15 protein-coding genes are annotated in these 25,574 nt (G+C 51.1%); 11 read left to right on the plus strand and 4 right to left on the minus strand.

Features of this window, described 5'->3' with window-relative positions; all coding sequences use genetic code 11:
- Positions 1-78 precede the first annotated feature (78 nt).
- Together ABD852_RS06765 and ABD852_RS06770 are read left to right on the plus strand one after the other, a co-directional pair.
- On the plus strand, positions 79-3,195 hold the full coding sequence (locus tag ABD852_RS06765) for a PVC-type heme-binding CxxCH protein (RefSeq protein ID WP_345027467.1): 3,117 nt from the start codon (positions 79-81) through the stop codon (positions 3,193-3,195).
- Between the two features lie 21 nt (positions 3,196-3,216).
- Positions 3,217-4,107 carry a CE1 family esterase gene (locus ABD852_RS06770; protein ID WP_345027468.1) on the plus strand — a complete coding sequence of 297 codons (891 nt, stop codon included), beginning with the start codon at positions 3,217-3,219 and terminating at the stop codon, positions 4,105-4,107.
- On the opposite strand, the gene ABD852_RS06775 is transcribed toward ABD852_RS06770, so the two are convergent.
- Genes ABD852_RS06775 through ABD852_RS06790 form a run of 4 tightly spaced genes read right to left on the minus strand, consistent with a single transcriptional unit; the run spans position 4,096 to position 9,703 of the window.
- Entirely contained in the window at positions 4,096-6,954 is a 2,859-nt protein-coding gene (locus tag ABD852_RS06775; protein ID WP_345027469.1) for a CHAT domain-containing protein, read from the minus strand. The two genes, ABD852_RS06770 and ABD852_RS06775, sit on opposite strands and share 12 nt — an antisense overlap.
- Positions 6,923-8,317 (minus strand): S8 family serine peptidase, encoded by a 1,395-nt coding sequence (locus ABD852_RS06780; RefSeq protein WP_345027470.1) that lies wholly within the window; start codon positions 8,315-8,317, stop codon positions 6,923-6,925. Before ABD852_RS06780 ends, ABD852_RS06775 begins: the two co-directional genes overlap by 32 nt.
- A 27-nt stretch (positions 8,318-8,344) precedes the next feature.
- Positions 8,345-9,067: a hypothetical protein gene (locus ABD852_RS06785; RefSeq protein ID WP_345027471.1), complete on the minus strand. Its 723-nt coding sequence runs from the start codon at positions 9,065-9,067 to the stop codon at positions 8,345-8,347.
- 42 nt (positions 9,068-9,109) lie between these two features.
- Positions 9,110-9,703 carry an RNA polymerase sigma factor gene (locus tag ABD852_RS06790; protein WP_345027472.1) on the minus strand — a complete coding sequence of 198 codons (594 nt, stop codon included), beginning with the start codon at positions 9,701-9,703 and terminating at the stop codon, positions 9,110-9,112.
- 213 nt (positions 9,704-9,916) lie between these two features.
- On the opposite strand from ABD852_RS06790, the gene ABD852_RS06795 reads away from it, so the two are divergent.
- From ABD852_RS06795 to ABD852_RS06835, 9 genes are all read left to right on the plus strand, one after another.
- The gene (locus ABD852_RS06795; protein ID WP_345027473.1) at positions 9,917-11,242 is read left to right on the plus strand and encodes an Nramp family divalent metal transporter; all 1,326 of its coding nucleotides are present in this window, start codon (positions 9,917-9,919) and stop codon (positions 11,240-11,242) included.
- 54 nt (positions 11,243-11,296) lie between these two features.
- The gene (locus ABD852_RS06800) at positions 11,297-12,061 is read left to right on the plus strand and encodes a hypothetical protein (protein WP_345027474.1); all 765 of its coding nucleotides are present in this window, start codon (positions 11,297-11,299) and stop codon (positions 12,059-12,061) included.
- A gap of 84 nt (positions 12,062-12,145) precedes the next feature.
- Positions 12,146-13,231 carry a Gfo/Idh/MocA family protein gene (locus tag ABD852_RS06805; RefSeq protein ID WP_345027475.1) on the plus strand — a complete coding sequence of 362 codons (1,086 nt, stop codon included), beginning with the start codon at positions 12,146-12,148 and terminating at the stop codon, positions 13,229-13,231.
- 96 nt (positions 13,232-13,327) lie between these two features.
- Positions 13,328-15,859, plus strand: coding sequence for a T9SS type B sorting domain-containing protein (locus ABD852_RS06810; protein ID WP_345027476.1), 2,532 nt, complete (start codon positions 13,328-13,330; stop codon positions 15,857-15,859).
- Positions 15,860-16,019: 160 nt separating this feature from the next.
- Positions 16,020-16,577 carry an RNA polymerase sigma-70 factor gene (locus ABD852_RS06815; protein ID WP_345027477.1) on the plus strand — a complete coding sequence of 186 codons (558 nt, stop codon included), beginning with the start codon at positions 16,020-16,022 and terminating at the stop codon, positions 16,575-16,577.
- Positions 16,578-16,589: 12 nt separating this feature from the next.
- On the plus strand, positions 16,590-17,582 hold the full coding sequence (locus ABD852_RS06820; RefSeq protein WP_345027478.1) for a FecR family protein: 993 nt from the start codon (positions 16,590-16,592) through the stop codon (positions 17,580-17,582).
- A gap of 139 nt (positions 17,583-17,721) precedes the next feature.
- Positions 17,722-21,213 (plus strand): SusC/RagA family TonB-linked outer membrane protein, encoded by a 3,492-nt coding sequence (locus tag ABD852_RS06825; RefSeq protein ID WP_345027479.1) that lies wholly within the window; start codon positions 17,722-17,724, stop codon positions 21,211-21,213.
- Positions 21,214-21,305: 92 nt separating this feature from the next.
- On the plus strand, positions 21,306-23,099 hold the full coding sequence (locus tag ABD852_RS06830; RefSeq protein ID WP_345027480.1) for a RagB/SusD family nutrient uptake outer membrane protein: 1,794 nt from the start codon (positions 21,306-21,308) through the stop codon (positions 23,097-23,099).
- A 39-nt stretch (positions 23,100-23,138) separates the two neighbouring features.
- On the plus strand, positions 23,139-25,259 hold the full coding sequence (locus tag ABD852_RS06835; protein WP_345027481.1) for a hypothetical protein: 2,121 nt from the start codon (positions 23,139-23,141) through the stop codon (positions 25,257-25,259).
- The last annotated feature ends 315 nt before the right edge of the window (positions 25,260-25,574 follow it).

The following is a 25,574-nucleotide window of genomic DNA, read 5'->3' on the forward strand; positions in this document are numbered from 1 at the left end:
CTAAATAGTTTATTAAAAAACGATATAATCGGTGTTAAAATCACTTTTACCTCCTAATAAAACTACCTAAATCCGAATATGATGGCATTTGACCGACTGGTGGGCACCACTGTCAAGTTTCTTTTGTTTTGTATGCCGGCTTTTCTTCTCTCCTGCGGTTCGGGAGAACCAAAGCTGGTTCATCAACTCTCACCTCCCGAAAATGCCAGTGTTGTGATAATAGGCAATACTTTTGCCGACCGCCTGCAACACTACAACTACTTTGAGGTTCTTCTCCAAAAAAGCTTTCCTGGTAAAAAGTTAACGGTGAGAAACCTGGGCTGGAGCGCAGATGAGATCGGGCTCCGCTCGCGCCCTTTGAATTTTCCGACACAGGATGAGCTTCTTTCGAGTCTGAAAGCGGATATTATTCTCGCTTGTTACGGAATGAACGAGGCTTTTAACGGTCCGGACAGCCTGGAGTCATTTAAAAAACAGCTTTCCGGTTTTCTACAACAAATCAAATCACAATCATATAACGGGAAATCCGGTCCTCAGGTAATCCTTGTTTCGCCCATTTCCCATGAAAAGCTTGGCGGCTTGTTTCCTGACCCCGAAGGGCATCAGAAAAATCTGGCAGCCTACACGCACGGAATGGGGGAGGTTGCAAGAGAACTTGAGATTCCCTTCATTGATTTACTCAGCATTACCGAAAAGCGGATGCGGGAGCCCGACTCCCTTACTATAAATGGTATCCACCTGAATGACAAAGGGTATAAATGGGTAAGCGGAATCATGGCGCAGTCGCTGGGCTTCCCGGAGATTTCATGGAAGGAGGACTACAACGGTCTGAAGAAGGTGATTGACCAGAAGAATCAGCAATTCTTTTACCTGTACCGGGCGGTGAGCGCCGAATATATCGTCGGAAGGCGTAAGGAGCCGTGGGTCCAGCCCGCAGGAGGACCGATTTCGTATCCGTCGGAGCTTGCCAAGCTTAAAAACATGGTTACGAGGCTCGATAGTGTTGTCTGGAAACAAAGTGAAGCCGCCAGTCCGGCGCACCTGGCCGCGGCCAATAAAATTCTGAACGACACGATACAGTTTGCCTACCCGGATAAGTCGAAACTCAAAAGACCTTCCGCAGACCAGTTCACGTTACCGGAAGGCTTTGAAGTGAATTTGTTTGCGTCTGAAGTTGATTTTTCGCTCACCAATCCGGTCAAGATTGTTTTTGACCCCAAAGGCAGGCTCTGGGTGGCCGATATGCCTTCGTACCCCCAGTATCTGCCCGGTGCGCAGCCCAATGATAAGGTGCTGATCCTGGAAGATACCGACCAGGATGGCGTTGCCGACAAAGAAACCATTTTTGCCGACAGCCTGTATATGCCCAATAGTATTGAGCTGGGAAAAGGCGGTGTATACGTATCTCAACCCCCTAATATCTGGTGGATGAAAGACACGGATGGCGACGGCAAAGCCGACCATCGGGAAGTAATTATGCACGGATTCGGTACAGAAGATGTCCATCACACTTTGGATACCTATACCTGGGGACCGGATGGCGCCTTGTACTGGCATACCGGGACGTTTCTCCATTCCCAGGTCGAGACGCCCTATGGGCCCCGGCGAAGCGACTATGGCGCAACCTGGCGTTTTGAGCCGGAAACCCAACGTCTGGAACCGTATGTTTCTTATCCCTATGCCAATCCCTGGGGACATGTTTTTACACGGAACGGAACTGAGATCATCAGCGACGTGTCTACCGGTATGAATTACTTCGCCCCACCGCTCACGGTCGCCTCGGAGTACCCCGTAAAGAGAACACAGATGCGGGATTTCCTTACGTCGACCAGCAAGCCGAAAACCTGCGGCACCGAGATTATTTCAAGCCGCCAATTCCCGGCAGAAATGCAGGGAGATGTGTTGTTTAACACCTTCGTCGGATCTTTGGGAGTCAAGCAGCACCGTGTTTTCGAGAGTGGAAGCGGCATTGTCGGACAGGAAATAGCACCGCTGCTGATATCAAATGATCCAAACTTCAGACCTGTTGACCTGCAGTTCGGCCCGGACGGGGCGCTCTATGTGGTGGATTGGTACAACCCGATCATTAATCACGGCGAGCGGGCGCTCCGTGACCCGCTCCGTGACCATACACATGGTCGCATCTGGCGTATTACCTATAAAAATAAGGAAAAGCTCAAGCCGGTCGATATGACGCAGCTCACGGTTGACGCGTTACTTGATCAACTGAAAACGTATGAAGACAGAGCCCGGTACCGTGCAAGAACACAACTTCGCCAAATGGATGCCGGAACAGTCATACCTGCAACTGAAAAGTGGCTTACAGGCCTGGATAAAGCCGACAGTTTGTATGATCAGCACCGGCTGGAGGGGCTATGGGTGTACCAGCAATTCCATAAAACCAACCTGAAATTGCTTGACGATTTATTGAAGAGCAATGATGCCGGTATCAGAACAGCCGCAACGCGCGTACTGCGATACTGGAAAGATGCAGTTAAAAACCCTGTAGAAAGGCTGGCGGTTCTTTCGAGAGACAGTTCTATGAAAGTCAGGCTTCAGGCCATTGTCTCGCTTAGCGATTTCAAAGAGGAGCATTCGGTGACTGCGCTTTTGCAGGCCGGTATGCTTGCCACAGACTATTATATTGACTATGCCTTGAAAGAGGCCTTCAGGTACCTGAAGCCAGTATGGTGGGATTTGTTCAGGCGACAAAAAGATTTTCTCGCCAATGAGCCGCAAAAAGCTGCCCTGCTACTGGGGTCCCTTGCCAACGAAAAAGAACTGAAGGTTCCGGGCTTTATTACGGATGATCCTGAATGGCCGAAGTATGGATGGAAAGCCTTGACCGATAACGACTATGAGATGCTGAAGGGAAACCCGGCTGTTGAGCAGTTCAGGAAAGACCTGCTGGCCAGGCGGAGCGAAACGCCGGAAATGCAAAGCCCGGAACAAAAAGCGAAAGCGTTGATTGCCGCTTCCGACTGCTTCGCCTGTCACAAGGAAAAGGAAAAACTGGTCGGGCCGGCCTATGCAGACATCGCCAGGAAGTATAAACCGTCGGATGTGCCCAGATTGATCCAGAAAGTGGTAAGCGGCGGCTCCGGTGTGTGGGGCGATATTCCTATGACACCGCACCCCGGAATGGAAAAGGCGGACGTGGAAACTATGGTGCGGTACATTCTAACCATCAAATAGAGGTCTAACACCGATACCCGGATGATGCAACTGAGAATCCTGACTACCCTGCTGGTTTTGATGACACTGCCCGGTGCCCCGATGGCCCAGGTAATTGAAGATTCGATTCTGGTCGAGGGGTATTATCGTTCATTCTGTTTTAACAAGCCCAGACATTCAACCGGGGGTGACGCGCTCGTTTTTGTTATTCATGGCTCGGGCGGTGCAGCGAGGCAGTATATGAAACAGACTGCTCGTATAGACGACAAGATGGAGAGAGAGAACTTCCTGCTCGTTTTTCCGCAAGGATACCGGCGCTATTGGAACGAATGCCGGAAAGCGTCAACAGCGGAAGCGAACCGGATTAACATCAATGAGGAAGCCTTTTTTGTCGCAATGATTGACTATTTCGTCAAAAGTTACGGCATCGACAGGACTAAGGTATTTGTTTCGGGAGCGTCCGGCGGCGGGCAGATGGCGTACAAAATGGGGATGCGGATACCTGAAAAGCTGAGGGGAATCGCGGCGCTCATCGCCAACCTTCCGACAAAGGAAAATATGGATTGCGTGGCGGCAGGGAAAGCGCTGCCTGTATTGATTATCAACGGGACGGCCGATCCTGTCAATCCCGATAAAGGTGGAGAAATGAAAGCCGGTTTCTCGCTTGGAACCGTGGTTTCGACCGATGATTCTTTCGCCTATTGGGCCGGTTTGGCGGGCTACAAAGGACTACCCCAAAAAGAAAGTCTGCCAGATCCGGTTCCCGGTAATGAAATCACGATGGAGCGTTATAGTCATAAAAAGAAGGGCCACCCGGAAGTGACGTTGATTAAGGTAATTAACGGCGTTCACGGTCAGCCGGCCGATATGGATTTCTATACCGAGGTATGGCGATTCTTCAGGCGGCAACTCGAACAGCCTTCAGATAAATAGGCCAAAGCGCCTTTTTTTCGGCACCGGCTTTGACGTACCCGTGTTGTTTCGCTTCATAAGCCTGCTTCCGTACCCCATAGCGAAAGCGGCAAGAACAACAACAGCCAGTATCAACCACATGGTCATCGGGTGAGGCCCGGCGGAGATTTTCCCGGTTTTCCCGATCAGTACCGTCCCGGCCCACTGATAGGGCAATTGTTCCGTCTTGTCCGAGCTGTTCAGCCATTTGAGCTGTGCCTGCTGCAAGGCGCAATCGAGGGGAAGACCGTCGCATAGTCCTTCGTAAAACCAGGAAGATACCTGGTAAGCGGATCGGCTTTCAATCTTCCAGAGAGTGGTGAGTGTGGAAGGAATGCCGGCCCCGGCGAAAATGCGGGCTAAGCTGAATACGCCTTCGCCCGACTGATCTACACCAACGCCCGTTTCACAGGCAGACAAAACAATTAGTTTTGTCGCCGGCCGGTAGGGTAGGTCGAGTTCCGATAGTGTAGTGACCGAATCTGAAAAATAGAGCACCGGTGCGGGTTTGGACATATGCTCGGAAGCGGCGCTGGCATGCGTAAACAGGTGAACTACCGGAAATTGAGCCATATTCATTAAGAATGCACTTTTCGAGGCAGCTTTTCCTGAAAGGATTTTGGGAAAAAGGAACTGGCGGCCGAGCTTATTGACGGCCTTGTCTGAACCCGGTAGCGATGCCTGACCAAGCTCAGGAGAGAACGCGACAGGGGCCATCCCAAAAAAAGTACGAAAGAAGGACTGCTTCGTGGCAGGGGTATGTTTACTGGCCAGGAAAGAAGCTGAATAGGCGTAGCTGACCGGTGAATGGCGGACCAGGAAATCTTCTTTGTCCGCATTGCGGCTTAAGGCAGCAAAAGGAAGAAATTTTCCGTCAGGGGATATGACCAGCCTCTTGCCCTCAGTAACTCCAAATGGTTGGATAAGAAGAGCAAATAATTGGAACGAGGTTTTTAAATAGGCCTTGAAATCCTGGTTCTGAAGCTGCGGCGCTAAAAGGTAGCGCTCAAAATCCCGGACCGTTTCCTGGTAGCGTTCAAAATCTATTTCCCGCAGGGAGGCCGACGTTCCATCACAATAAAAGCCGTAGGCAAATTTTTCCCCGATAAAGTAGGAGAGAAAGCCCTGGTTGCTCCCGAGCACGTGGTCGCGCAGATTTTTAAGAGTCGAGATACGCTGACCGTATTTGTAGGCAAAGTAGGCCGGATGCGACCCCTCCACCCGCTTCGCAAAGTGTTGCAATGCCTCCTGCGCGTCATACAGACTGGCTCGAAGACTGCCTTTTTGAGCTTCTCCCCCGTCTTCTGATGAGAGCCGGATAAGCAATTCATTGATCCGGCTTTGCAGTTGCCGCTCCTTTATCCGCTCCTTTTCAGGCAGAAGCGCATTGGCCCCCAGTTCGTTTATTTGGTCCTGGAGCAGGGCGGCCCTGCTTTTTTCAAAAAAGAAAAACGCTTTTTCGGGGTCGTTCAGTAAATAGCTGGTGCGGATAGCGTGTTCGTAGACATCCCTGGTTTTATTTCGCCAAAATAGTTTGGAAACTGTCCCCACATGTTCCCATCGCATGAAATCAATCATCGTGTCCGCAAGCATGTACGTCGCCAGCGCAGCCTTTAGTGACGGTGTTTCACCCCTTGTCTCATAATCGCTCAGCAAGAGGTGTCCTTTCAGCACTACCATGTCGAGCAGGTTGGTTTTATCAACTACTTGCCTGATGTGTTTCGCTTCCGGGTTTTCGTAGCGGTTGCGGGGAACGGGAGCCTGGAGAAATTCCCGGATAGCATGCTGATTGAAGGCCAGCGCCTGTTCTCCGGCCCCCATCTTGCGGTACACACCGGCGATCGCGTTCCTGGCTATGGCCTTGTCCTGCGGGGCCTGGAAATATCCCAAAGCGCGTTGATAGCATTCCAGCGCCGTTTTGTAGTTGCCGGCGCGTTCTGCATACAGGTAGCCGAGGTTGACGGAAGCCTGCCCGCATCCATACAGAAACCCGCTTTTGACGAAATGGCGATATGAAATTTCGTAGTTACTGATTGCGGCTGGGATCTGCTCTTTTTTGACGTGGTACTCTGCGAAAAGTGAATAGATAGCCGCCAGCAATCGTTGGTTTTCACTGCCAAGTAGCTTGGCGCTTTGGAGGGAGGTTTCGGCCTCCGCCAGCGCTTCGAGTGCAATCAGCGATTGAGATTTTTCTATAAGGTTTTCGGCCATTAGTGTCGAATCTCCAAGTTTTCGGGAGACGGCGAATCCTTTTTCGGCAGCCAGGACGGATTTCCCGAGATCGCCCTGGCCAAAAAGAATGCTGGCCAGTTCTTTGTAGGCTTTCGCCACGATGAACTGCTTGTCGTCATGGCGGGAGCCAATTGCAATGGCTTGCCGGTAGGCTTCTACGGCGGCATTTATTTCCCCTTTTTGGGCGTACATGGCACCCATATTGAAAAAGCTATTCGCAAGCGCTTTCCCCGATGCGGCGGGCGATGTCTCGGAATTAACCCCGATAGCGGTTCGCGTATATGTCAAACCTTTTTCAATATTACCACTTTCCCAATAGTAACGGCCAAGAATATGGTAAAGCCTGGCGAAGGTAGAGTCCTTCGCCAGGTGACAGTTTTCCCAATCATTTTTTAAGTTTTCCAGCCGGTCTATTACGCCTGCCGGGTGGTTTCCTTCAAGTGCGGCATCAATGCGGTCACTGAAGTCCCTGCTGGTTCCGCAAAGCGGTATCGCGGGTACATTGAACGATCCGCATGACAGGAAGGCGGCCAGGATGTATATCACCCCAAAGCGTCTTTCAAAGCTAATTACCGTTCGGTTTGATGTATTTTCCACCTTTAATTTTGCTTTCCAGGGCCGTATCGGCAAGGGCATCGCCGAGCAAGGCGGCTTTGTCGCTGTAGCTGCCCAGATTGGGTTTGCGGGCAATCCAGCCGGCCACGACGGGTGTAGCATACGAGCTGCCCCGCACTGTTACCTGTTGTCCGGGAGCGTTAAATGCAAATTTGCAGTCATTCGCCAAAACGCCTACGTCCACAACGGATTTTCCGTAGTTCTGCATGTCGCAAACCTTATCGGGACCATCATGAACGGTGGTAACGGCAATTACATGGTTCATGTCCCTGGCGAAGAAGGCCGGGAAAAATTTGCTTTCGAGCGGTCTTTGATCCAGGTCCCGGTTTTCGGGCAGGTCGGTGCTTCCGATGTCGGAACCCGGCAAAGCGTTGCCGGCGGCAGTGACCAGCCATATTTTGTCACTTGCAAGGCTTTGAATGTAAGATCTGAACAGGCTGTCTTCCGATCCGTAATAGCCCAGGCTCATATTAAAGATCCTGGCTCCCATTTTCTTGGCCTGTGACATGGCGCACATCAGCGAGAACAGGTCGCCGCGATTTTCCCGGTTCAGCACCTTCATTGTCATCACGCGCAGCGGCGCGCTAACCCGGCCAATGCGCTGCGAGGCGAGCAGGTGGGTCACCTTCGTGCCGTGCTGCATGAGGGTTTGATCACGGATGTCGCCATAGTTCAGGCTGCCATCTGTTTCGGGCATGAAGTTAATGCCGAATAACCTGGCAAGCGGACTGGCGGGCGGTACCATTACCGGCGGGACACAAAGCAGGTTTTGGGCGGATGCCGGCAGTCCGAGTGCATTCTGATAGGGCAACGACATTAAATCGGGGTGGATGCCGCTGTCGAAAATGGCCACCAGGTTTTCGGCTCCAGTGCCCGCCCGTTCTTCGTTTGTAAGGCTATAGGGATTGAACCGGCCTTCTTTTACTGACCCGGTAGTGGAGTCTTTCAGTGCGGACAACCACTGCCCAATGAAATTACGGCCAAGCGAGTCGGTTTCGGAAGCCAGCAAATAGTTTTTACCGTAGTCAATATCCAGGTCCAGCCCCACGCCGCCAGTGCCTGTTTTTACCTGCGCGGGCCCGTGGCCCTCAATGGTAACATCACTGAGCGTCAGGTTGACAAGGGAGGAGTCGCAGGGACAAACGTGGAAGTTCTCGGGCGTAAGCGTGATGCCTAATCCGCTTTCAAGCTGGCTTTTTAACTCTCCGGCGGTTTGACCGGACAGGCGAATGTGGTAGCCTGCAAATGGCGCCCCTTCGGTTTCGCTTTTGAAGCAATACCGCAAAGAGAGCGCGAGGAACAGCAGAAGAAAGAATAACAGGATGATTTTTAAAAAAGAGCTCATTGTACCAAAGGTTAAGGGTGGGGTGCTTCAGGGTTGGTTTAGCCATTTTTGTACTTCTTTTTTTCCTTCAAGGTCTTGGTCTATCACTTCGTGAAGCCGTAATTCCGCTTGTTTTCTATTGGCTTCGCTTCCCTCTTGAAGCCGCGCAATTGCCTCGTAGAACCGGCCGGGATTACCGAAGAGCGACGTATTGTCGCCAAGCTCGGTGAATAGTCGGATTGCCTTGTCGTAGTCTTTCAGTCGGAGTGCGGCAAGACCGCCTATTCGCTGGGCTTCGGAATGTCCCGGCTGACCGGCCAGTATGTGTTCACAAATGGCCAGGGTTTCCGCAGGACGGTCCGCATTATAAGCGCTTATTGCCATTTGAAGGCTATCCTGCTCTGCGCTCATTTGTACGCTAAGGGTTTGAAAATGATCCGCCATATAGCGCGATGATTCAACCCGGAGGTCTGTTCCCCGGTTGGTGTTCAGTAGCCAGACCACGCCGATCAGTACGATGATAGCCGCAGCAACGGAGGCAATCCACTTTCCAAGCGGGCGCGCCTGGCCATTCTTCGGCATTTGCGTCCATTCACGGTGCCGGTCCTGCAGACGATCTTCCCTGGGCGACCGCGCCGCCAATTTTTTGACAGATAAGTAAAAAGCCAATTCTTCAGCGAGGCTTTTGTCCGCTTTTAATTGTTCCTCCAGCAGTTGGAGTTCCTGTTCAGAGAGTTCGTTATTTAAGAATGCTTCGATTCGCTTATCCATTATCCGGTCAGATTTGAAACCGCTGGTTGCCTGGGCAGGCTTCTAGTTAAAATGCTGTAAAAACGTATTCCTAAGCTTTTCAAGACAGCGCAATCGGCTTGTTTTTACTACTTCTGCCGATTGATACCCCAGTTCCTGTGCGATCTGCTTGTCGGCGATTCCTTCACTCCACGACCGGATCATCTGCTGGCATTTTTCGCCCAGCGCAGCCAGGCAGCTCCAGAGCAGGCGGTTGTCATGCTGTTCCATTAAGTCTTCAATCACCGAGCGCGTACTGTCTTGCAGCCGGTTCAGATGATCTTCGACAGAATCGCCAAAATTGACCTGCGCCCTATTGGTCGTATTTTTTCGGATCTGGTCAACACATTTATTTGAAAAAATTTTATGAATGTAGGTTTTCAAGGAAGAGCGCCCCTCAAAAGCGCCGTTTTCGATGTTTTCGATTACTGACAGTACCGAATCGGAATAGGCAATCGAGCTCTCATCTTCCGAAAGCCTGTGCTTGAAAACACCTTCCCTGATGAGATAGTCATAACGTCTGTAAAGTTTCTCCTCAAATAGTCTTCTCCGCGGTGAGTTGGAAACGATTCCTTCAATGATTTCTGAATCGCCGGGGCCGGTGGCAAATAACTTCATCCGTATTTAAGTTGCTTGTGCAAGGTACGTAAAAGATTGTTTGGGGGCAATCGGGCCGCTCATATTTGATTTGTCCTTAAAAAGCTGGTTCCACGAATGTTAGCAGACGGTTTCAGTAATAAACGCGGTCCGCGCACTTTACCAGGTATGCGGTCGCTCCTGCAAACGTACCGGTCAGCAGGCCATCCGGTTCACAGTACATTCTGACATATCATGATGCATGTTAAATCTCCTCCGACCAGCCTGGCAGGGAAGCTCCGGCATCTTGGGCCCGGATTCATTCTTTCCGCTGCGATTGTAGGTTCGGGTGAGCTTATTGCCACGACCACGCTGGGGGCTAAAGCCGGTTTTATTACTTTTTGGGTGGTGTTGCTGAGCTGCCTGGTGAAAGTAGCGATCCAGCTTGAATTCGGTAAAAACGCCATCTATACGGGCGTGTATACGATGAGAAGTTTCAACACGCTTCCCGGCCCCAAATGGGGGAAGGCACACTGGGCTATCTGGGTCTGGCTTTCGGTTCAGGGATTGAAGCTGCTCCAGGTGGGCGGCATCATAGGCGGCGTCGCCATTGTACTGCACATGGTATTCCCTTTATTGGGGGTAAACCTTTGGGCAGTTCTGGCGGCAATTTTTACGTCGGTCCTGGTGTACAAAGGGTATTACAGGACCATCGAAAAGGGGGCGCTGTTGATGACGCTCTTTTTTACCGGCGTCATGATGGTGGCGATGGTTATGCTGCAGTTTACGCCGTATGCAATTTCCTGGAACGAAGTGAGTTCCGGACTGAGTTTCAAGCTGCCGCCCGAACTGGTGCTCATCGCCTTCGGCGCATTTGGAATTACCGGGGTAGGGGGCGATGAAATCATGTTTTATAATTACTGGTGTATCGAAAAGGGATACGCCCGTTTTACAGGTCCGAACGATGGAACTGCAGAGTGGGCGGAAAGAGCCAGGGGCTGGATAAACGTAATGTACCTTGACGCATTGGTGTCGATGGTCGTTTATACCATCGTAACGGCTGCTTTCTATCTGCTGGGCGCGGCGGTGCTCCACAAAGCGGGGCACGTACCTGAGGGCTACCGCATGGTGGAAGTATTGAGCCGTATTTTTACCGAAACCCTCGGCGAGAGCGCCCGGTGGTTGTTTCTTGCCGGCGCGTTTGTGGTGCTTTACTCCACATTGTTTACGGCTACTGCCAGTTGGGCGCTGGTCTGGGGAGATGCTTTCGGTCAGCTCGGATGGATGAAATTCGGGACGGAAGCCGAGCGGAAGAAAAGTGTTGCTATTTTTTCATGGGCTTTCCCCGCGACCTGGTGCCTCTTGTTCCTTTTTATGCAGACGCCCGTATTGATGGTTGTGCTCGGAGGTATTGCTACTTCGATCCTGCTCGTTCTGGTTGCGTACGTGGCCATATTGTTTCGGTACCGGTCCCTGCCGGCTGCGCTGACACCCTCCCGTACCTATGATTTTTTCTTCTGGTTAAGCGTCATTGCCATTTTGTTGGTTAGTTTGTATGGTATATGGCAGGCCATGGGCTAGTCAACTGCTCGTAGCTCCATTTTTTATTTTCGAATCAACGTTAACCGCTTGTTCATGAACCGCTTCCTTCTGCTTTTTCTACCTCTTTTTTTCATCCCGGCGGGCCTCCGTGCGCAGCGGGCCACGTTGTCGGACTATATCCGGCTTAAATCTTCTTCACCCGGCAAGCATGTGCTTGAACTGGCGTCAGACATAGATTCGAACTGGACGCGCTGGGCTGACAGGGGCTATCATTTCGGCTTCAATAAGCATCAGACCCCCATGTATACAACCGTGAACGGCATTCTCAGCACACCGTTCATGGTACAGGTCCGCGGCAACGAGGATGAACGCAACAAAAAAAGATGGGGATTTCATGTATTTGAAGGTTATGCCCGTGACGATCGGTCGCGGATTACCATGCTTCTCAACAAGCATACGGAAGAAGCCCGACCGGTGGCAGAGCTGTACTATTACGGCACTGTATACGACCATTCGGACGCTGCCTATAACTGGTTTCGGATCGGGTCCGACGTTCGTCAGCATTCTTACATGTTCAGTCGCGACAAGGCAGTTTTTTATGGTTCCCTGCAGCTGACCAATGCGCTAACACTGGGCCGGATCGGCAAAGATGACCTGTTAGCGGAAAAACCGGAAAAGGACGCCGAACAAAACTACGGGCAGGACGCGAAGTACGTGAACTACAACGAACTGAAGCACGGAGGGGACGGGACTATTTTCTATGACAAAGATCGTGACATTGTCGTGATCAAAATCAAAGGAAAGTGGATGAAAGTAGCGGTGGAAGCCCTGCCTGAAGGCGTAGCGTATCCGTTTTAACAGGTGTGAGGTGTGAGGGATGAGGTGTTAGCCCTAATCCCTCACACCTCATACCTCATACCTCATACCTCACACCTCATAACCATGAATAGAATTCTCTTCGTTTTCTCACTCATTTTATTCGCCGCGACGGCGCAGGTAATTGCGAAGCCGGTTCGCCTGGCGGTAGCCGGTATTAGCCATGGGCATAGCGGCTGGATTTTCAATCGATTCGACCTCACCGGAATCGAGATTGTCGGTATTTATGAAACGAACCGGGAATTGGTCAACGCATTCCGTAGTCGCTATAAGCTTCCTGCTACGCTTTTTTATGACGACCTGGGCGCTATGCTGGACCAGTTGAAGCCTGACGGCGTAATGGCTTTCGGGCCGGTCAATGAACACGTGGAGGTGGTTCGGGCCGCTGCCCCGAGAAAAGTTCACGTCATGGTTGAAAAGCCGCTGGCAACTACTTATGCGGATGCGCTGGAAATACAAAAGCTCGCTGCCCGAAATCACATTAAAGTACTGACCAATTTTGAAACTTCCTGGTACGCCAGCAACCAATATGTAAAGGATCTGTACGAAAAAGGGGCCTTGGGAGATTTGCGTAAGGTAATGGTCAACGACGGTCACGGCGGACCGTCGCAGATGGACAAGCATTTTATCGCCTGGCTGGCTGATCCGGTGAAAAACGGAGGTGGTGCGCTAACCGACTTCGGATGTTATGGCGGGAACCTGATGACGTGGCTCATGAAAGGAGAAAGGCCATTGTCTGTCACGGCGGTGACCCATCAGAACCGGCCGGACCTGTATCCGAAGGTAGACGATGAAGCGACTATTGTGTTGCAGTATCCGGGCGTACAATGTGTGATCCAGGCTTCCTGGAGTTGGAGTTTCAGCCGTAAAGACATGGAAGTGTACGGCACGAAAGGGTACGCCGTCGCTGTCGACAAGGAAAACGTTCGCCAGCGGCTGGAAGCAAAAAAGCAGGAAGAAACGCGCAAAGTGCCGCCTCTGCCTGCTCCGTTCGAAAATCCGTTCCAGATTTTTGCAGGCGTCATTACCGGCGCGCTCGAACTGCAGCGAAACGACTGGTACGAGTTGCCGGTGAATGTAACGACGGTAGAAATCCTCGAGGCGGCCCGGGAATCATCAAAAACAGGAAAAACCGTATTTTTAAACCGCTAATACGTTATTTTGCGTCTGAATTGCATCATGCAGATAAACCTTCCTGAATAAGCGTTTGTATTTGAAGTAGAAAAATGGAAGTTTTATATATACACTATGAAGAAAGTGGGTTTTTGGAGCCGGCGTTTCACGGGGTGGCTGGCATGGTGGCTGATTTTTCTCGGTACGGTCGTTCAGGCACAAAATGCCCGGGTGCCCGGTATTCCCGGTGTGGACGCGGTCGGCGTGCCGTCTAAACCGCTTAATTTTACTCACTTTACAGCAAAAAAAAGGTTGATAGATTCTGCCTGGCTGAGTCATAACCCGGGCATGGCCAGCCATCCGGATGCAGGGAGAATTGCAGCAGAACAGCCGGATTCCAACGCAATAGAAGTGTTGGAAAAGCGAACCGAAACGTCACGCTACTATGTAGATGGAAAAAATCCCGGGCGCGTTTTTTCCCAGTCGGCTTATGGTGCCTTGCATTATAAAAAAAATGGCCAGTGGCTGCTCATAGACAGACGGCTTGAACAGAAAAGCCAATATCTTCTCGAAGCGCCACACCAGGAGGAACCCGTCGGGTTCGATCTGAAAAAGCAGGAATCTTACATCAAGACCGGTACCGGTACCGTTTCTTTTAACCATTGGAAGCTTTATGGGGGGAAAGGAAAGGTGAAAAAACTGCTGGCTACCGCTGATTGGTCAAACTGCCAGGCGGGAGACGATGGTGTTCTGGTGCGTGATATCTTTCCTGGCGTGGACGCCGAAATGAGGGTAGAAAGAGGCGAGGTTAAGTCGAGCCTTATCGTTAGAAAGTGGGAATTTCCCGGTTATGAAAAGTATTTCTTTGAAGATACTTACCAACATGCAAAGGGCACTGCCCTACACTTTCCAACTAATAAAAAGTTGAAATCAGGCGTCGGAAAGCTTGCCTTGTCCGTTGACGGCAAAAAGTTGGCCGCAATCGGGAAAGCCTTCGCCTACGTCTCAGGCAGGAGCGACCTCACGGTGGATCTGCCCTACCAGTTGGAAGGAGCCAATCAGTCTATCGTTTTGAGCGAAAACGTTTTGGGGACATTGCTGGAAGCCGGATCTTTTGTAATTGATCCTACCGTAACCGGCGCCAGGTCCGAACTTGCCCAGGCCGGGCATCTCAACTCACATTTTGACGGCGACAATAGTAATTGCACGGAGGACAGATTCGCTGAAAGCTGCAGCTACGGATGGAAACTTCAGGTACCGGGAGCAATTACCGTGACGAAATTGTATTTTGATGCGCGGGTCGAGGCGCTTGCCCCCTGCGCGATGAAAAACTTGTTTTACAAGTACCGTATCGGCACCGGGAATTGCGGACTAAAAGTTTACTGGATACCCGAAGTTGAAACCAATGAAGGCAATAAACCAGGGTTTGCAACTGTTGAAAAACGGGATGTAGATAATTACAACAACTGTCTTCAACCAACCTGTGATCCGACAGCCGTCGATATCAGGCTCTCCATAATGCGTAAATGCATGGGAACTGCCGGTTGCGGCGCTGACTGCGTAAGAGGAGTAGGACCTTTCGTCGTTACCGTAGAAGGAGAAACCCTTCGTGCCGCCTTTGTTCTTCCGGCCGCGGAGACAGAAATCTGTAATGGAGAAGAAGTTCGGTTGGCCACTAAAGCTGCATTTGGCATTGTGGGTTCCGGTTATGGCTATGTTTGGACCCCCGGAGGCTTTTCCGGAGAAACTCTCACAGTGAAACCCGCTAAAACAACCGACTATACCGTCACATTGTCGGACGCGTGCGGAAAGGTTACCGAAAAAGTTAAGGTAAAAGTGCTTTCCGATCCGCCTAAAACAGAAACCTCAAAACTGACCGGCTGCGGGAAGGTTTCTTTCAATGGTACCGACTATACGGAAAGTATCATGCTGAAGGAATCGATCAAGGGGGCTTCCGGCTGCGACAGCCTCATTAGGGAAACCGAAATCGTGGTTTACCCGGGAAAAGTCACGGAAGAAAGCCGGGATTTATCCGGCTGTGAGTTCGTGGATTATAAGGATACCCGGTATACGCAAAGTACGGTGCTGGATGAGGTTTATAAAAATGCACTCGGCTGCGACAGTCTCCACCGGGTGATCAATATCACCGTTCAGCCGCTTGAAGCCGAACTCCTGAGCAGTTCTGACCCCGCATCCGTATTTTTGGGCGAGGTCGTTACGCTGACCCCGAAAGTCAACCGCGATGAATTCACGGTTGTTTCCTGGGAGCCCGGTTCGCTTTTTGACGATCCTACGGCGCCGAAGCAGACGGTCGTCGTGAACCAGGATGCCACCTATACCGTTTACATTGAATCTGAAGACGGGTGCGACGGATCTGCCACGGTTCGGTTAATGGGGAAAGACGTGCCCGGAAGTACCCTTTATCCCAGCTCGTTTACGCCTAATGGTGACGGGATCAACGATGTCTGGAAGCCTATCAGGGATGCAGACGAACTCGAAGTATGGGTGTACAGTCGCTGGGGCGAGGTTGTTTTCCATATGAAGGGCGGTAGCCGGGAATGGGACGGTACCTATAAAGGGCAGCCTGTACCGGCCGGCACTTATACCTACAGGCTTATGGTGCATGGCCGGTACAACTACAGCGGGATGGTGAACGTAGTTTACTAGGCCGCAACCGGAAGCCGGCGCCTGCCGCGCTTCCCCAAATTAAACTGAGTCCCGCGGACCTTTCAATACGCCGGCGGCCAAATTTTTTTTTCTCTTTTTTAGGGGTTTTTCAGGAATATTCTACTGTGTCTTCCGATATGGGCTCCTAACCTTTGACCTTATGAATTTTCAACGATCTGATGATGCAGAGCTTACCTCTCTTTTACGAGGGGGAAAACTGGCTGCATTTGAGGAGATTTACCGGCGCTACTGGCAAAAGCTCTTCAGTATTGCTTACCACCATACGGGCGTCAGAGAAGAAGCCGAAGAAATTTTGCAGGAAGTCTTCCTGGATTTGTGGAAGCGGCGTGCCGGCGTGGAAGTCAGGAACCTTGATCTGTACCTGACCATCGCTATTAAAAACCAGGTATACGATTATTTCAAGTCAAAACTCAGTTACAGGAAATACCGGGAATACCAGGTGTTTCATGAAATCACACGGCAGTACGCTACGGATGAAATTGTGAATTTTACAGAGTTGATGGCGGCAGTTGAACAGGTATTGAGCAGGCTTCCCGAAAAAAGTGCGGAAGTATTTAAACGCAGCCGGTTCGAAAACCAATCGGTTAGGGAGATTGCCCGGGGTCTGAACCTAAGCGAAAAGGCCGTCGAGTATCACATTACGAAGTCGCTGAAATTCCTGCGGGAAAATCTGAGGCCCTACCAGTCGGACAATTGAAAGGAATTATCTATGAAAAGTGCGGAAGAATTTAACAGGCTTCTGAAGAAATACCTCGAGGGAGATACCAGCGAAGAGGAGAACCGTTTCCTGGAAGAATGGCACCGGAATGAGGCCGAGCTACCATTCCCGCCCATGTCACCAACGGAGAAGCGAGAAACGGAGCGAAAGATGTGGCGACAGATACGTTTCGGTGCGGTTGGCGAACGGAGCCTGCTGTTTTTTAAGTGGTCGGGCTGGGGCGCTGCTGCTGCATGCTTGTTGGTGACGGTATGGTGGTTTTGGCCGGATCGTTTACCGGTGGAAGAGAGCCGGGCTGTTGCCGGGACGGAACACTTCGAAATTCGGAACACTACCGGTTCCGATCAGGAAGTGAGACTGGCGGATAGTACGGTAGTACTTTTGAAACCGAATAGCAGGATCACCTATGATCACCGCTTTAACCGGGAGAAACGCGAGATTTTTTTGACCGGGGAAGCATTTTTCCAGGTAAGGCGCGATGAGACGAAACCGTTTGTCGTACACGCAGGAAGCCTGATTACAGAGGTCTTGGGGACGAGCTTTTTCATTAGGAACCACCCGAAGCAGACTACCACGGAGGTGTCGGTTGCCTCAGGAAAGGTCTCCGTATATACTGAAACTCCAGGCAGTAAGGAAAAGCTGAACGGGATGATCCTCACGGCTAATCAGCTCATTCGGTACAACAGGGATACCCAGCATCTTGCGGCCGGAATTGTGGAACAGCCGGTTCCCCGCCTCAGCGAGGATGCACCCTTACCGTCGCTCGATTTTAAGTCGGTTCCCCTCGGAAATGTACTTGACGCATTGACGAAACACTATGGCATCGAATTTTTCATTGCGGATCCCAGGATCAGGGACTGCGGCATTAACGCGGACCTGACCGGTCTGCCGATGTTCACGCAACTGGAACTGCTCTGCAAGTCAATTGACGCCACTTATGAACAGCGCGGAACAGTTGTTTTTATCAGCGGTGACGGCTGCTAGCAGCCTGTTCTGAAGTGAAGAAAAAGAAACCGGTAATGCGCGAACATTCCCGGTTTCAGTTTACCTCCCTCTGCATTTGAGACCTGCCGGCGGGAGTGGTGTTTCCTATCTTTTCATTCTAAAAAACACAGTTAAATCTATGAAAAAAAATGTATTGTTTCACAAATCGCTGTGGATGGTTATGAGAATTACGTTGTACCAGGTTTTACTGGCAGGCCTGTTTGCCGGCTTGGCGGCAGCACACGACAGTCGGGCACAGCGCATTCTGAACCAGTCTGTTACCCTGTCTGAAACCCATGCGAGGTTAGGTAGCGTTTTGGAAAAAATCGAAAAATCTGTCGGCGTTAAATTTGTTTACAGTACTAAAATAAACGCCGGTGAAAGGGTGAGCCTCCAGACAGTAGGCCGCCCGCTTTCCGAAGTGCTTCAATTGTTGCTTACCCCCCTGCAGATCCGCTACGAAGTGCTGGATTCGAGAATTTTGCTTCGGAAACGTGCCCCATCCGGTATAACGGTTACCGAACATCCCGCCCCGCCAATGGCTGAAAACCAGGAAATATCAGGAAAAGTAACCGATGAAAAGGGAGAGGGCCTGCCGGGTGTAAGTGTCCTGGTAAAGGGGACGCAGCAGGGAACGGTGACCGGCGCTTCCGGTGATTTCCGGTTGAATATTGCCGGGCCGGAGTCCGTGCTGGTGTTCTCGTTCGTGGGCTATATGACGCAGGAAATTACGGCTGGGAACGTTTCCGATTTGCAGGTGACGCTGCAGGTTGACGAAAAAGCGCTCGAGGAAGTACTGGTTGTTGGTTACGGAACGCAGAAAAAAGTGGATATCACCGGTTCTGTCTCTGCTGTGGATGTGAGGGCGCTCAAATCCATTCCGACCGGCTCCGCATTGCAGGCCCTGCAGGGGCAGGCAGCGGGCGTCAACGTGATCAGCTCCGGTGTGCCGGGAGGCAACAGCACGGTTTTTATCAGGGGAATAACCTCATTCGGCAGCACCGGACCGCTCGTGCTGATCGACGGTGTCCCTGGTAGCATCAATGACCTCAGAAGCGACGAAGTGGAATCGATGCAGGTGCTGAAAGACGCAGGTGCTGCCGCTATTTACGGCGTTCGGGGGGCCAATGGCGTAATTGTCGTTACCACGAAGAAAGGTAAATCAGGTCAGCCTGTAGTGACGTATGATGCCTTTTACGGGCAGCAGTTGCCGCTGAAAAAAAATCCTTTCAACCTGTTGAACTCGGAAGACTTCGCGCGGTTGACGCTGATCGCCAATCCTGCCAGCAATATTTTTAAAAACGGGATGCCGGATTATTTGTATGCAGGCCCGGGCGTTGTAGGAGCGGTCAAGGAGGGAGATCCCGGTGCCGACCCGTCGAAATACGTGTTTGACCAGTCCAATACACCGTCCAATTACCTGATTCAAAGCGTCAATAAGCAGGGCACCGACTGGTTCAGGGAAGTGTTCAAAAGGGCGCCGATGACCAACCACAACCTGGCGATCAGCGGCGGCACCGCCAAGTCGAGCTACATGGTCTCCCTGGGGTATTTCGACCAGACCGGAACCCTGCTCAATACCTATCTGAGACGGTACTCGATGCGCATTAACACCGACTTTAAAGTACGCAATCACCTTCGTGTGGGTCAAAATATTTACGGCTACTACAGGCAGAATAACGGCCTTGACAACCTTGCCGTTGGTAACTCGGTATCTCACATTTACCGGATGATGCCGATTGTACCGGTTTATGACATTATGGGCAATTTCGGCGGTTCATTTGCCGGGCCCGAGCTGGGAAGCGGGGAGAATCCCGTGTCCAGGCAGAAAAGGACTGAAAACAACAGGAACAATACCTGGAATCTGATGGGGAACGTCTATGCAGAAGCAGACTTACTGAAAGACCTGACGCTCAGGACCAGCTTCGGCGGAACGATCTCGAGTAATTATGCCGTTAATTTTACTTTCAATTCTTACAACGACGCATTCTTCAATAACCGGGAAAATGCACTTTCGGAGGGGTCGGGTTATGGCAACAGCATGATCTGGACCAATACGCTCCGGTACGGAAAAAAACTCGGCCGGCATCAGCTGCAGGTCCTGCTTGGGACAGAAGCGTTGAAAAGCAGTGGGCGAAGCGTTTCAGGCTCTTCAAACAGCCTGTATGCCACTGACTTTGACTACCTGGTTCTGGGCAATGGCACCAAAAATTTTGCTACAGGCAGCAGCGCATACGCAGAAGCGCTTTTTTCTACTTTCGGCCGGCTCGATTACTCGTTTAACGAAAAATACCTGTTGGGTGTAACCGTCCGCCGCGACGGCTCATCGCGTTTCGGCAGTGAAAACCGGTTCGGTACCTTCCCGTCTGTTTCCGCCGGTTGGCGCTTATCGGATGAAGCATTCCTGAAAGGTGTCGCCTGGATCAACGATTTGAAACTGAAAGCAAGTTACGGAATCCTGGGTTCACAGAACAATATCAATCCTGAGAATGCCTACAGCTTGTTCGGAAGTACCATGACCAATTCTTACTATGACCTGGCGGGGAGCAGTACCGGCTTGACACAAGGTTTTTTCCAGTCAAGGAATGGCAATCCGCGCACAGGCTGGGAGCGGAACGTGGTGACGAATATCGGGTTGGACGCACTTTTGTTTAACAACAGGCTGGAAGCCGGCGTTGAATATTATAACAAATCAATAGAAGGCTTACTCTTTCCGGAACCATTGCCTGCTACGGCCGGCGGTGCAGAACCGCCTACCATTAATATCGGCGATATACGGAACCGGGGCGTCGATATATCGCTTCTGTACCGTGACAGAATCGGCGAAAGCTTGCGGTACAACCTCGGGGTAAACGTAACCACTTACCGCAACGAAGTGGTACATATACCTGATCCGGGTTATTTTGAGAGTGCCGGCGGCGGCTCCATTATTGGTACGCTGATTCGCAACCAGGTGGGCCACCCTGTCAGCTCTTTCTATGGCTATGAGGTAATCGGCTTGTTTTCAAGCGACCGGGACGTGGCCGAATCGCCCGTCCAAAACGAGGCGGCGCCCGGTCGGTTCAAGTACCGGGATGCCAATGGCGATGGAAAAATATCAACCGACGACCGCGTTTTTTTCGGCAATCCGAATCCTGATTTTACCTACGGCCTCAATGCAGGGCTGGAGTTTCGCCAATTCGATTTTTCGGCGGTTTTCTACGGTTCACAGGGTAATGACTTGCTTAACCACGTACGGTATTTTACCGATTTTTTTAGCAATCCCGGTGGGAAAAGCAATGTGTTGCTGAATGCCTGGACGCCCGAAAATACAAACACAACCGTCCCGAAAGTAGAAACCGTCAGCTCATTCAGTACATCTGGGGTGGCAAATTCCTACTACCGGGAGGACGGCTCCTATCTCAGGCTGAAATCACTACTTCTGGGTTACCAGTTCACCCCTGAAGCCATTCGTAAAATCGGGCTCAGCAAACTGAGGGTATACCTGCAGGCGGCCAACCTGTTTACCGTCACGCGGTACACGGGCCTGGATCCGGAAATCAGCGGGAGCAGCGCCAGTTTCGGCGCCGATTTCGGCAATTATCCCGGAAATCAGAAGAGCTTTCTCCTCGGTCTTAACCTGGCATTTTAAACAGCCATGAGGTATGGGCTGTAAGGTATGAGCGCATACCTCACACCTTAAGTCTCACACCTCATAGCTCACACCTCAAACCTATCATTCAAATGAAATTACTCAAATATTATCTGCTCCTGGCTGGCCTTTTGTTTCATAATTGCCGGCAGAGTTTTTTAGAAATCGGCCCCAAAGGTACTGTGAATGAGTCTACGCTGATGACAAAGGCTGGAGTGAACGGCCTTCTAACGGGCGCTTACTCCTACCTGGACGGCGTAGGTACGCGGGAGGTAGGAAAAGGGTCCTGGTTTGGAGCGGTGAGCAACTGGATTTTCTCTCTGGCTTCTGACGATGCGCACAAAGGTTCCGAGTTTGGAGATGGCGTAGCATTTGAGCAAATCGAAAACTACAGCGCGACATCGGTTAACAACGTTTACAACGACAAATGGATTGCGCTGTATGACGGGGTTCAGCGCGCCAATGAGGTGATCCGTATCCTGGCTAAATTACCGGCCGGGGTGCTTTCTGAAGACGAAGCAACCCAGATAAAAGCAGAGGCCGTTTTTCTCCGCGGAGTTTACCACCTGGAGGCAGCCAAGATATGGGAAAACGTTCCTTTTATCAGCGAGGACGTAAGCTTTGCCAACCAGAACTACAAAGTGAGCAATAAAATACCGGTTTGGCCCAAGATCGAAGACGACTTCAGATATGCAGCCGAACGGCTTACGCCTACTAAAAGCTTGCCGGGTCGGGCCAATTCCTGGGCTGCCAAAGCATTTTTAGCCAAGTCTTACCTGTTTCAGCATAAGTATGAAGAGGCCAGGGTGTTACTGACCGAAATAATTGCGGGCGGAACCACTGCATCCGGGCAAAAATATGACCTGGGGCTTTTCTCCGATAATTTTAATCCTTCCCGGAAAAATGGCCCGGAGTCGGTATTTGCGGTGCAGATGTCGATCCAGGCCGGTACAAATGGCCAGACCGGAAATCCCGGCGATGTACTGACCATGCCGATTGGCGGCCCGAGCTCCTGCTGCGGGTTTTATCAGCCTTCGTTCAGCCTCGTTAACTCTTTCAGAACCGATCCCAACGGGTTGCCGTACCTGGATTCGTTTAATGACCATGCCATTAAAAGTGACCAGGGAACGCCCTCAGTACAGCCATTTACGCCCGATGAAGGAGCTATTGACCCCCGGCTTGACTATACGGTAGGCCGGCGCGGAATTCCGTACCTGGACTGGGGTATCATGCCGGGATCGGCCTGGGTACGCGCGCAGTCCGATGCCGGTCCGTATATTGGTATTAAAAACGTCTATTACAAAGCCGCCAAGGCAAGCACCAGCACGAGCTATAATGGCTGGGCAACCGCGACGGCAAATAACTATAACATGATTCGTTTTGCAGATGTACTTCTCTGGGCAGCCGAAGCGGAGGTAGAGGTAGGAAGTCTCAAAAAAGCAGAGGAACTCGTCAACCGCGTACGGGCGAGGGCGGCCAACCCGGCCGGCTGGGTGAAGCAGTATCTTGATAAAAACGACCCCTCCAAAGGGTTTTCGGCAGTGCCCGCAGCGAATTACAAAATAGGATTGTATAAGGGTGAATTTGAGTCAAAAGGGCAGAACTTCGCGCGGGAAGCAGTCAGGTTCGAACGTAAAATTGAGCTGGCCATGGAAGGGCACCGCATTTTTGACCTCCGCCGCTATGATAACGGAAGCGGGTACATGGCAGAGAAACTAAATGCATTTGTTACCTTCGAAACGGGTGTTCCGAATTTCAGTTGCGCGTATCTTGTGGGGGCGAAATTCCAGAAAGGCAAGAATGAATTGTTTCCCATTCCGCAGGCTCAGATCGATTTAAGTGTAAAAGACGGAAGTTCGACGCTCGTCCAGAACCCGAACCATTGATAAATCACTCTCAAAAGTATACCTACTAATCCTAACTCGATGATCAATAACAGGAGAGAATTCCTAAAACTCGGTGCTGCGTGGGTTGCGGCGCCGGTATTTTTCCCGAAAAATGAAAACCTCGCTGTTTCTGTTGCCCCGGTTCAGGGCGCGGCAGATCCGACAACAGTCGGGAAATATGAAAGATGGCTCTGGATTGAGCTTATAGGTTTTGATAATACCAGGCCGGACTACGGGGTAGCGCATTTCCTGGAGAATACAGGTTTTGTGCCGGAGGCGATATCATTTCTGATGTTTACCGCAGACTTTGTTCATACGCATACGGGTATGTCAAAGGAATGGACTTTTCCGCCGGAATTCTGCTCATACGGCGCACGGCCCACCAGCCTGGAACGCGACCGCCAGGCCTGGACCAACTATCAGTTGAGAGGATTGAACAGGGAGTTGCGCAAACACAATGTGAAGACCTATTGCAGCTTTTTTGATATGTTTATCAACGAAAAAGGTGTGGGCAGATGGGCCTATCAATATCCGGAAATCCGCGAGACAAGCAAAGACGGTGTTGCCTACCAGATCATCAATCCGCTCAAGAACATAAAAGGGCAGGGGCTGTATGAAGACTTCTTTTTAGGAAAGCTGAAGGAGGTGATGCTGGATTATGAATTCGATGGTTTTCATGGCGCAGACGGGTACTCCAGCGGTAGAAGACCGCTGGATGACATCGACTATTCCGATGACATGGTTGGGCAGTTCGTGGCTCATACCCGGGTGTCGCTGCCCGGTGATATTTCCGGCGCGCTCGATCTTAACAAAGAAGCATATGCGAAGCGAAGCCGGTGGATCTGGAAAAACAAAAGGGAGGAATGGATTCGTTTTCATGTAGACCGCTGGGAAATGTTCTGGAAAAAATCGGTCGAAATGCTGCACGGCATTCAGAAAAAGGTAGTTTTCAATACGGCCTGGACGCGTGCACCCTTCGAAGCCATCTACCGCTACGGTATTGATTACAGCCGGATTGCCAAGGCAGGAATTGATGGATTTGTGGTGGAAGCGGCAGCATCGGCAGTAGCGATGGAACCCGAATTGAACGACGACTACACGAAGTTTCATTACAACGCCATGGCGATGCTGATGCTGATAAAGGCCCAGGCGCCCGATACACCGTTGCGGCCTTTTACCGGTATCCATGATACGCTGGAACAATATGACGCGCTTAGGCATGTGCCTACGGTGGTGGAAAGGGAAATCTACTCGATGGCCAATCTGTATCTCCAAAAAAGTGACGGCTCGCTTGCCCGGTGTTCTTCGGGACCGCTTGGCTGTTTGTCAGACTCGGTAGCCGGCCACGAGTGGAAGTGGCTGAAACAACGTTGGGATCTCGGCTTTTCGGATACGCCTCAAAGTATAATCGGCGCTACCCTCGTATGGTCCGACCAGGCGCTCGATGAGCAATTGCGTGATTATATCAAAACCCGTCGGTATTCCACGCATAAGCTGTTGTATGAGCTGATGGCTGCCGGAGCCCCTGTAAACGCAGTTGTCAACGTTGCGGACATAGGAAAAACAAAGGGCCCGTTGCTGGTACTCAACCCGCATCTTTTCCCTGCAACGGAACTTGAGAAGGTTTTTGCCTACAAAAATGGTCCGTTGATTACGATAGGGGGGCAGGTGAACACGGGGGGAGTGCCTGCTGCATCTTTCGGAGACGTATATGGTCCTTCCGCACTTGCATGCAGTGTGTATGGCGCAAAACGGACCCTGGAGCTGATGCCCTTGCAAAAGGAGGGCGAAGAGAAAATCGAGCAGGAACCCGCAGATCCTTTTTCCTGGACAGAGAGTTTGTACTACCGCAAAGTATCTCGGTCCTTTCTGAAGAATTGCGCGAACGTCATCATGGCTTATGCCGGTTTCCCCAAAGTGACCGTAAAAGAAGATGTGATCAGGGTATTTGCCTATCAAATGGATAAAAACAGGAGCCGTCTGCTTATTGGAAGCGATAGTTTTTACTACACAACACCGTCTATTGATGTTGGGCGTGCGATAGAAAAGATCCAGGTAAAAACTTCGTTTCCCGGCGTGCCGGTTCGTTTTGAAAACACAGCATTCAGAGTACGAATTCCTGGTAAAGGAATGGTTATCCTCGATGTCACTACAAAGTAGAAAGTTTTATTAACCACCGAGGGCACGGGGAGCACAGAGGCTTCTGCTTTGTGTCCTCCGTGTTCTTGTGGTTTAGAAAAAGAACAGCTCGCGTAGGTTTTATTAACCACCGAGGGCACGGAGAGCACAGAGGCTTATGCTTTGTGTTCTCGGTGTTCTTTGTGGTTTACAAGAAGAACCGCTCGCGTAGGTTTTATTAACCACCGAGGGCACGGAGAGCACAGAGACTTATGCTTTGTGTCCTCGGTGCTCTTCTATGTTGAAAAGCAATTTTATAAGCTGATATTTCTGTTATTTTTATTTTTTAGCTGCATT

Source organism: Ravibacter arvi (assembly GCF_039540405.1).
GTDB classification, from domain to species: domain Bacteria; phylum Bacteroidota; class Bacteroidia; order Cytophagales; family Spirosomataceae; genus Ravibacter; species Ravibacter arvi.

Coding starts and splice junctions, on each gene's coding strand:
- ABD852_RS06790 (WP_345027472.1), bottom strand. CDS start 9,703: ATGAAGTTATTTGCCACCGGCCCCGGCGATTCAGAAATCATTGAAGGA.
- ABD852_RS06800 (WP_345027474.1), top strand. CDS start 11,297: ATGAACCGCTTCCTTCTGCTTTTTCTACCTCTTTTTTTCATCCCGGCG.
- ABD852_RS06805 (WP_345027475.1), top strand. CDS start 12,146: ATGAATAGAATTCTCTTCGTTTTCTCACTCATTTTATTCGCCGCGACG.
- ABD852_RS06780 (WP_345027470.1), bottom strand. CDS start 8,317: ATGAGCTCTTTTTTAAAAATCATCCTGTTATTCTTTCTTCTGCTGTTC.
- ABD852_RS06785 (WP_345027471.1), bottom strand. CDS start 9,067: ATGGATAAGCGAATCGAAGCATTCTTAAATAACGAACTCTCTGAACAG.
- ABD852_RS06825 (WP_345027479.1), top strand. CDS start 17,722: ATGAAAAAAAATGTATTGTTTCACAAATCGCTGTGGATGGTTATGAGA.
- ABD852_RS06810 (WP_345027476.1), top strand. CDS start 13,328: ATGAAGAAAGTGGGTTTTTGGAGCCGGCGTTTCACGGGGTGGCTGGCA.
- ABD852_RS06830 (WP_345027480.1), top strand. CDS start 21,306: ATGAAATTACTCAAATATTATCTGCTCCTGGCTGGCCTTTTGTTTCAT.
- ABD852_RS06835 (WP_345027481.1), top strand. CDS start 23,139: ATGATCAATAACAGGAGAGAATTCCTAAAACTCGGTGCTGCGTGGGTT.
- ABD852_RS06820 (WP_345027478.1), top strand. CDS start 16,590: ATGAAAAGTGCGGAAGAATTTAACAGGCTTCTGAAGAAATACCTCGAG.
- ABD852_RS06795 (WP_345027473.1), top strand. CDS start 9,917: ATGATGCATGTTAAATCTCCTCCGACCAGCCTGGCAGGGAAGCTCCGG.
- ABD852_RS06815 (WP_345027477.1), top strand. CDS start 16,020: ATGAATTTTCAACGATCTGATGATGCAGAGCTTACCTCTCTTTTACGA.
- ABD852_RS06765 (WP_345027467.1), top strand. CDS start 79: ATGATGGCATTTGACCGACTGGTGGGCACCACTGTCAAGTTTCTTTTG.
- ABD852_RS06770 (WP_345027468.1), top strand. CDS start 3,217: ATGATGCAACTGAGAATCCTGACTACCCTGCTGGTTTTGATGACACTG.